The sequence below is a fragment of the Anaerovibrio sp. genome (genome assembly GCF_024697385.1).
Classification (GTDB): domain Bacteria; phylum Bacillota; class Negativicutes; order Selenomonadales; family Selenomonadaceae; genus Anaerovibrio.
Genome location: NZ_JAILFV010000068.1, coordinates 23,862 through 31,482 on the forward strand (window position 1 = coordinate 23,862; position 7,621 = coordinate 31,482).

A 7,621-nucleotide genomic window follows, 5' to 3' on the forward strand; every position below is an offset into this window, starting at 1 on the left:
CAAATCATATATCTCTGCGCAAAATAGCATACTTTTCAACCGGCTGTGACATTTTCATCCGCACAATCTGTTGCGGATGAGGGGCTACGTCTATTGCCTCCCCTTCATCATTGTACATTTCCTGCAGAACCATCCTGAAACCCGGAAGCTCAGGCTGAAATATTTCTATTTCCTGACCTTTTTTCATATTGTTTCTTTGTTCCACCATGGCATATCCGGTATCCTCATCATAATCCAGAACCAGTCCAACAAAATCAGATGTCTGCTCATAGGAACTGTTGCCATATATCTGGTCCTTTTCCGTTGGCCTGTTGTAATAAAAACCTGTGGTATAAGCCCGATGGGATACTTTTTCCAGTTCTTCCCGCCATTCATCCTTCACCGTAAAGTCCTCCGGCGACTCGAAATAGGAATCTATGGCCTGACGATATGCCTTGACAACACTGGCCACATAATGAACGCTTTTCATTCGGCCCTCTATCTTCAGGCTGTTCACCCCACTGGCTATTACATCATCAAGATATGGCAGCAGGCACATATCCTTTGAATTAAAGATATAAGTCCCCCGGTCATCCTCTTCTACAGGGAAAAACTGACCTGGCCTTTTTTCCTCCATCAGGGAATACTTCCAACGACACGGCTGGGCACAGCTTCCCCTGTTGGAATCCCGGCCGGTCATGTAATTACTCATCAGGCAACGGCCGGAATAGGATATACACATTGCCCCATGCACAAACATCTCCAATTCGACCTCAGATTTTTCCCTGATTGCTTTAATTTCCTCCAATGAGAGCTCCCTGGCCAAAACAACCCTGGCGGCACCCATGTCTGCCCAGGTATTAACTGAAACCCAATTGGTATTGTTGGCCTGTGTACTGATGTGAAGCTCTACATCAGGTGCATATTTCCTTGCCAGGGTAAAAACTCCCAAATCAGCAATCAGCAGTGCATCGACCTTAATATCGTTCAGGTATGTCAAATACTCCGGCAACTTTTCCATATCACTGTTATGCGGATATATGTTCACCGTAACATAAACCTTTTTCCCCATACTGTGAGCAAAGTCCAGGGCCTCCTTCAGTTCATCATTGGAAAAGTTTCCGCCATAGGCCCTGAGCCCAAAGGCTTTTCCTCCCAAATAAACTGCATCGGCTCCATATATCAATGCCATTTTTAATTTTTCCATATTACCGGCAGGTGCCAATAATTCAGGTTTTATCATTATTTATTCTCCCCTGATAAGCGTTGGCTGATAGCCAGCCCGTCACCATCTTCACGGATTACTGTTTGAAATTCATCATTATCAGTCACTAAGGAAATATATTCCCTTAGCCTTTTGACGATAGTCCTGAACCGACGGGGACATTCCACCTTCCCCAAAACATAACCACGGAACAGTACATTGTCCGCAAGGACCAATGCATCGTCTGTCAAAAGGTTATATACCTTTCTGAAATAATCGGGATACTGCCCCTTGGCTGCATCAATAAATACAAAATCATATTTGCCCTTTAGCCTCAGAAGACTTTCCCCGGCATCACCGACATGAATTGTTATATTCCTGCTGTACCGAGACCTGTCTATGTATTTCCTGGCAGTCTCAGCGCGTTCATCGGAAAGCTCCAATGTATCAATTTGTACATCATCTGCCGCAGCATCTGCTATAAGCAGGGTGGAATACCCTATAGCCGTACCGATTTCCAGTACACGATGGGGCTTTTTGCGCCGCACTGTCTCCAACAGCACCGGCATCCCCTTTTCATTAATGATGGGAACGCGGTTTTCACGGCCATACTTTTCCATTTCGGCAATCAAATCCTCCAGCTTTTCCATTAGCGAACCTCATTTACCTTTATCATATGCTCATCATAAGAATTGCTGAAGTAGTTATTGCCCTTTCTGTCTGCTACAAAATACAGATAATCCGTATTGGCAGGATACAGTGCCGCCTTGAGGGCCTTTAGCCCGGGGCTGGCAACCGGCCCAGGTGGAAGGCCATAATTCTGGTATGAATTATACGGTGAATCTATTTTTGTATCTGCAATGGATACATCCTCCTTAATTTCCGGCATCACATACTGCAGGGTTGCATCACTCTGCAACGGCATTTTTACCTTGAGACGCTTCCACAACACCTGGGAAACAATCGGCAGATCATCCTCAATACAGGCTTCTTTTTCTATAATAGACGCCATATTTACCAGTTCGTATATGGATATATTTCTGGCAGCAGCATCCTTCCTCATTTGTGGAGTAAGCTTGTTGTCGAACTCATCCACCATCCGCTTCATTACATCCTTGGCCGTTGCATCATTGGCAAAATCATAGGTATCAGGAAACAAAAAGCCCTCCACTCTGTAAAATGTACCACTGTGGGCCTCTATATAGTCATAAGGAGCATAGTCCCTGGCTGCCTCCAAAAATTCCTTTTCGGAGCACACGCCATATTCATCCAGGCGTTTGGCGATATCCCTTACCCCATAGCCTTCAGGAATAGTCACTCTCACAGCCACAGTCTGACCATTTATAAGCACAGACAAAGCTTCAGTAACATCCATATTTTGGGTGAGGGCAAAGGTACCAATCTTAAATTTCGAGTCAGCTCCATTCAGCTTGGTCACAAACCAAAATTTTGTTGGTGATGTTATAACACCTTTTTTGACCAGTTCCTTGCTGATATCACCTGAGCTCATACCTTTGGACACATGAACATATACCACATTGTCACCGCGGCCAACATCAACAGGTTTACCGACCCGACAACTGAAAAATATAATCCCGAAAATCAGTAAAAAAACAAGAATGGTACCAGTCAGCACCAATATAATATTTCTTTTTATTTTTTTTATATCTTCCTCACTTGCTCCGGCATCATAAGAAATAGACTCTGTTAAAAATTTTTTTAATGAATCCTTTAAATTATTAAAATCCACAGCATTCACCTCAGCACTATATTCAAATTCACAGGCATTACTATAATAGCACAGACAATAATAAATAACAAAAGGTTATCACTCGGTGTAAGATGTCCCCTTCCTCTATAGGTGGGGGGACAATCTTTAACAGGTGGTGAGCATATCTCCCACCTCGTTGCGACACGAAGTTGGTCACTTTAGGGGAAACGCTAATTGGAAGATTTTTCTTTTTTTAAAGAAAAATTTGAACAATGGCGTTATAAACATAAAAAGAACGGCGCAAAAACGCCGTTCCCGAATGATACAATTATTGTTCAGCCTCAGCCTCATCGCAGATTCTGTTGTATTCTGCCACAACTGCATCAAATTCTTCCTCAGAAAAATCAACAATATATTCGTCTTCACCATCATCAGCCGTGATGACCTTGGCTATTGTTACATTTTCCTCTTCGTCAAAATCTTCGTCCTCTTCCACATTAAGTCCTACCAGAAGCGCATATTCATCACCATTCAGTGGAATACGCATCTCCTCATAAAAATAATGCTCATTACCTTCATTATCCTGAAAGGTCACTATAATATCACCCAAGTCATCATCTTCAGAAATAAACTTATTATCTGCCATATTATTCTCCTTTTTTAGGCACATGACCCGCAGGCCATCAGTAAATTACAACCAAGGGGATTTTACCCTATAGCTGTTCCAATGTCAACTATTACTGTCCAACCACCCCTGCAATATGAAAACAGCTGCCATCTTATCAATGACTTTTTTGCGTTTTTTTCTGCTAACATCCGCTTCAATAAGTGAACGGGATGCTGCCACAGTTGAAAGGCGCTCATCCCATAATACTATCTCTGCCTGAGGAATAGCCTTTTTGATTTCGTCACAGAATCCCCTGACAAATTCACAACGAGGCCCTTCGGAACCGTTCATATTACGGGGATATCCCACCACAAGCTTACCGGTTTCATATTCCTCCATAAGCTGCTGCAGTCTTTTTAAATCATTCTCCATGGATGTTCTGCGAATGGTCTCCACACCTTGGGCAGTCATGCCCAATAAATCGCTGACAGCAATTCCAATGGTACGGTCGCCTACATCAAGGGCTAAAGCTCTTTCCATTATTTTTTCTCCAAATAAGATCTGATCAGCTCCTCCAGGATCTCATCCCTTTCCAGGGTACGGATTTTTTTCCTGGCATCCTCAAAGCTGGTCACATAGGTAGGATCACCTGACAAAAGATATCCTACCAGCTGATTGATTGGATTATAGCCTTTCTTTTCCATGGAAGAGCAGGTGCTCTTAATTATATTTTCTGCCTTATTCTCATCTGCACCAAACCGGAACATCATAGTTTCTTCACTTACCATAGTAACACCTCCTGTATTCATCTAACCCTTTTCAAACATACTATACCATAATAATATGAAAAAAAACAGTAAAGGTTGCCCCTGAAAAATAAATAACCAGCTGTCAGAAGCATACATCCTGCCCCCAACAGCTGGTATACTAAACACATGCCCTTCAGCACATAACAGCACGATACCTTACAGGCCCAAAACCCATGAAACAAAGTATATTGATAATGGTATGGTCACCAGCAGCATACCAATTATATCCAATATAATACCGGTACGAAGCATGGTTGTAATCGGTATATAACCGGTGGCATATACAATAGCATTTGGCGGAGTTGATACCGGAAGCATGAACCCCAAAGAGCAGGCCAAGGCGATACCAACAGCTACCGGAATAGGACTTACTCCTGCAGACACAGCAACTGTAATAGCCAAAGGAGCAATCATATTTGTTGCTGCCGTATTGGATGTCAGCTCTGATAACATTAATGAGAAGGTAGAGAATACGGCGACTATTACAACCTGGGAAACCGCATCACCCATGGCCTCTACAATCAATTCCCCAATCCAGGCCGACAAACCGGTCTTGAACATCAACGAACCCATGGTCAGACCACCACCAAACAAAAGCAGTGTCCCCCATTCAATACCATCCTTTGCGTCCTTCCAACTAATAGTAAATTTGCGCTCCTTGAAATCAACAGGCAACAGGAACAACAGCAGTGCCCCGGCCATGGCAGCTATAGCCTCAGGAACCAGCCGGTTATACATGCGAAGCTCAGGGGATGTAGTCCCCAGGGTTATACTCAATATTCCCGGAGTTACCCATAATACCACAGCGACAATAAAGCATATGAGGGTATTTTTCTGGGCTCTGGTCCATTCTCCCAGCTCACTTATACGCTGAGCAATAAATTCCTCTGCCCCATCAATTCTATCCACCTCAGCCGGAAACAGCTTCATCAACACGAAATAAGTGATGACAAAATATGCAACCATGGTGATGGACCCCCATATCATCCACTGAAAAAAGGAAATATGGATATCAGCCATTTGATCCAAAAAACCCAATACTATCAAGTTAGGTGGCGTACCGATAGGAGTAAGAACGCCTCCTATGGAAGCGGCATATGCTGTCATAAGCATTATACCGGTAGCATATTTATAATCTGATAAGTCAATATTCTGACCATTGGCAGCCATCATATCCTTTATGGCTACCAGCAATCCCATACTGATAGGCAGCATCATGGCAGCGGTAGCAGTGTTGCTGACCCAGCCGGAGCAAAGTGCCGTTGCCAGCCCCACAGCCAAAAAGATTCTTCGTGGATTGGCTCCTACCCAGGACATGGAAAGCATCCAATAGGAAAATCTCTTGTCAAGGCCATGAATCATCATTGCCTTCGCCAGGACAAATCCACCCAGGAACAGGAAAATCATGGGATGGGCAAAAGCAGCAAATGCCTGTGTATGATTCACCACACCGGTTATAACTGCCAAAACCGGACAAAATAAAGAGGTTACCGGAATAGGTATCGGTTCAGTAATCCACCACAATGAAATCAGGACAACTATGGAAAGCAGTTTATGAGCTTCCACCGACAATCCCGCTATAGGCGTAAAATAAATAAGCAGAGCCAAAATAGGTGCACCAATCAGTCCCACAGTCTTGCGTTTTCGGTCAAAAGACTGTTCCGCCCGCTTTATATCCAACGCTTCCCTACTTAATTTTCTCATATGATAACACCTTCTTAAAAAACATATAATATATTATATTAAAAAATTCGACAAAATGCGAAATATTCCTTTATATAAACCAAAAGAGTCCGGCTCATTTTCGAGCGAACTCCATTATCTTTTTAAGTTTTTAATATACACCTATTGCCCAAAGACTTCTTTAATTATCAGGTCTTAGGCTGTTGCTGGGTAATACAGTGAATGTTACCACCGCCGTATACTACTTCACGAGTGCGTACACCAACAACCTTGCGCTCAGGGAACATTTCCTGCAGCTGCTTAATTGCCAGGGAATCGTATTCATCATCATACTGAGGAACAATCACGCCTCCGCTAACAATCAGGAAATTCATATAAGAGGCCGGACAGTTCGAGCCGTTTTCAACCGGCCTGGTAGTCTCTGAAAGATCGACTGTCTCAGCCCCCTGCTGATAAACCGGCTTTTTTGGCATGGTCAGCTTCCATACCTTGAGCTTGCGGCCCTTGGCGTCAGTCGCCTCACTGAGTGTCCTGTATGCATCATGACAAGTCTTATAAAAAGGATTATCCTGGTCATCGGTCCAAATACAGGCCACCTCTCCCGGCCGGACAAAGGACGCCACAAGGTCCACATGTCCATTGGTTTCATCAGGGTCAATACCATCCTTGATCCAGATTACCTTTTCAACATTCAAATATTCCTTGAGCATATTTCCAATTTCTGATTTATTCATGTGAGGATTCCGGCCTTTACTGAGCAGACACATTTCAGTGGTAACCAAAGTGCCCTCACCATCCACATGGAAAGAGCCCCCTTCCAGCACAAATCCTTCCGTACGGTAACTATCGATTCCTTCCAGCTCACAAACCTTTTGCGCTACTTTATCATCATTTGCCCAAGGAAAATACAATCCATCCACCAGGCCGCCCCAGGCATTGAAGGTCCAATCACAGGCGCGGATATCACCCTTGTCATTAATAAGGAAGGTAGGCCCGGTATCACGCACCCAGGCGTCATCATTGCTCATTTCCACCACCCGGATATTCTCCGGCAAACGGGCACGGGCATTTGAATACTGCCCATTGGAAACAAGCATGGTCACCGGTTCAAATTCTGAAATTACGCGTGCCACATTAATATAAGCCTCCTGTGCAGGCTTGCCTCCGTTGCGCCAATTGTCACCCCGTTCCGGCCAGACCATCCATACCTGCTTCTGCTCTTCAAATTCACCTGGCATCCGGAAGCCGTCCTGTTTTGGTGTGCTTGCAGTAATCCTTTTTGCTGCAAAAGATACAGCTGAAGGTTACGGACTGATTATAAATGAAGAAACAGCACATGCTGCAAGTACTGCAGCCACCTTCCAGATCTTTGCTTTCTGTTTAATAAGCATAATCTTCCTCCTTTTCCCAAGAATTCGAATTGGATTTTTATTTTACTTAATTTTATTCAACGATATATTGAATAATCCTTTTAGTTAATACAATAAATAATATAACGAGCTTTAAGATGTCCCCTTCCTCTTTAGGTGGGGGAAAACAAACTACAACAGCTGGCGAGCATATCTCCCAGCTCGTTGAAACGCTAATTGGAAGATTTTTCTTCTAAAGAAGAAAAATTTGAACAATGG

The 7,621-nt window shown here is 43.6% G+C and carries 8 protein-coding genes; all 8 read right to left on the reverse strand.

Annotated features, from left to right (window positions below; all coding sequences use genetic code 11):
- Positions 1-4 precede the first annotated feature (4 nt).
- Positions 5-1,222 (reverse strand): U32 family peptidase, encoded by a 1,218-nt coding sequence (locus K6C05_RS03280; protein ID WP_296731181.1) that lies wholly within the window; start codon positions 1,220-1,222, stop codon positions 5-7.
- Positions 1,222-1,833 carry an O-methyltransferase gene (locus K6C05_RS03285; RefSeq protein WP_296731184.1) on the reverse strand — a complete coding sequence of 204 codons (612 nt, stop codon included), beginning with the start codon at positions 1,831-1,833 and terminating at the stop codon, positions 1,222-1,224. Before K6C05_RS03285 ends, K6C05_RS03280 begins: the two co-directional genes overlap by 1 nt.
- Positions 1,833-2,933, reverse strand: coding sequence for an endolytic transglycosylase MltG (mltG, locus tag K6C05_RS03290; RefSeq protein WP_296731187.1), 1,101 nt, complete (start codon positions 2,931-2,933; stop codon positions 1,833-1,835). The genes K6C05_RS03285 and mltG overlap by 1 nt, the downstream gene beginning before the upstream one ends.
- 289 nt (positions 2,934-3,222) lie before the next feature.
- Positions 3,223-3,540, reverse strand: a complete 318-nt coding sequence (locus tag K6C05_RS03295; RefSeq protein WP_296731190.1) for a DUF1292 domain-containing protein — start codon at positions 3,538-3,540, stop codon at positions 3,223-3,225.
- A gap of 84 nt (positions 3,541-3,624) precedes the next feature.
- Positions 3,625-4,041 carry a Holliday junction resolvase RuvX gene (gene ruvX, locus K6C05_RS03300; RefSeq protein WP_296731192.1) on the reverse strand — a complete coding sequence of 139 codons (417 nt, stop codon included), beginning with the start codon at positions 4,039-4,041 and terminating at the stop codon, positions 3,625-3,627.
- The gene (locus K6C05_RS03305; protein ID WP_027397049.1) at positions 4,041-4,289 is read right to left on the reverse strand and encodes an IreB family regulatory phosphoprotein; all 249 of its coding nucleotides are present in this window, start codon (positions 4,287-4,289) and stop codon (positions 4,041-4,043) included. Before K6C05_RS03305 ends, ruvX begins: the two co-directional genes overlap by 1 nt.
- 177 nt (positions 4,290-4,466) lie before the next feature.
- Entirely contained in the window at positions 4,467-6,014 is a 1,548-nt protein-coding gene (locus K6C05_RS03310; RefSeq protein WP_296731196.1) for a DASS family sodium-coupled anion symporter, read from the reverse strand.
- 167 nt (positions 6,015-6,181) lie between these two features.
- Complete coding sequence (gene aguA / locus K6C05_RS03315) at positions 6,182-7,267, reverse strand: agmatine deiminase (RefSeq protein WP_296731201.1); 1,086 nt, start codon at positions 7,265-7,267, stop codon at positions 6,182-6,184.
- Positions 7,268-7,621: the final 354 nt, after the last annotated feature.

Excerpts from the sequence above, each read along its gene's own strand:
- K6C05_RS03280 (WP_296731181.1), bottom strand. The coding sequence starts at position 1,222 with ATGATAAAACCTGAATTATTGGCACCTGCCGGTAATATGGAAAAATTA.
- K6C05_RS03285 (WP_296731184.1), bottom strand. The coding sequence starts at position 1,833 with ATGGAAAAGCTGGAGGATTTGATTGCCGAAATGGAAAAGTATGGCCGT.
- K6C05_RS03295 (WP_296731190.1), bottom strand. The coding sequence starts at position 3,540 with ATGGCAGATAATAAGTTTATTTCTGAAGATGATGACTTGGGTGATATT.
- ruvX (WP_296731192.1), bottom strand. The coding sequence starts at position 4,041 with ATGGAAAGAGCTTTAGCCCTTGATGTAGGCGACCGTACCATTGGAATT.
- K6C05_RS03305 (WP_027397049.1), bottom strand. The coding sequence starts at position 4,289 with ATGGTAAGTGAAGAAACTATGATGTTCCGGTTTGGTGCAGATGAGAAT.
- K6C05_RS03310 (WP_296731196.1), bottom strand. The coding sequence starts at position 6,014 with ATGAGAAAATTAAGTAGGGAAGCGTTGGATATAAAGCGGGCGGAACAG.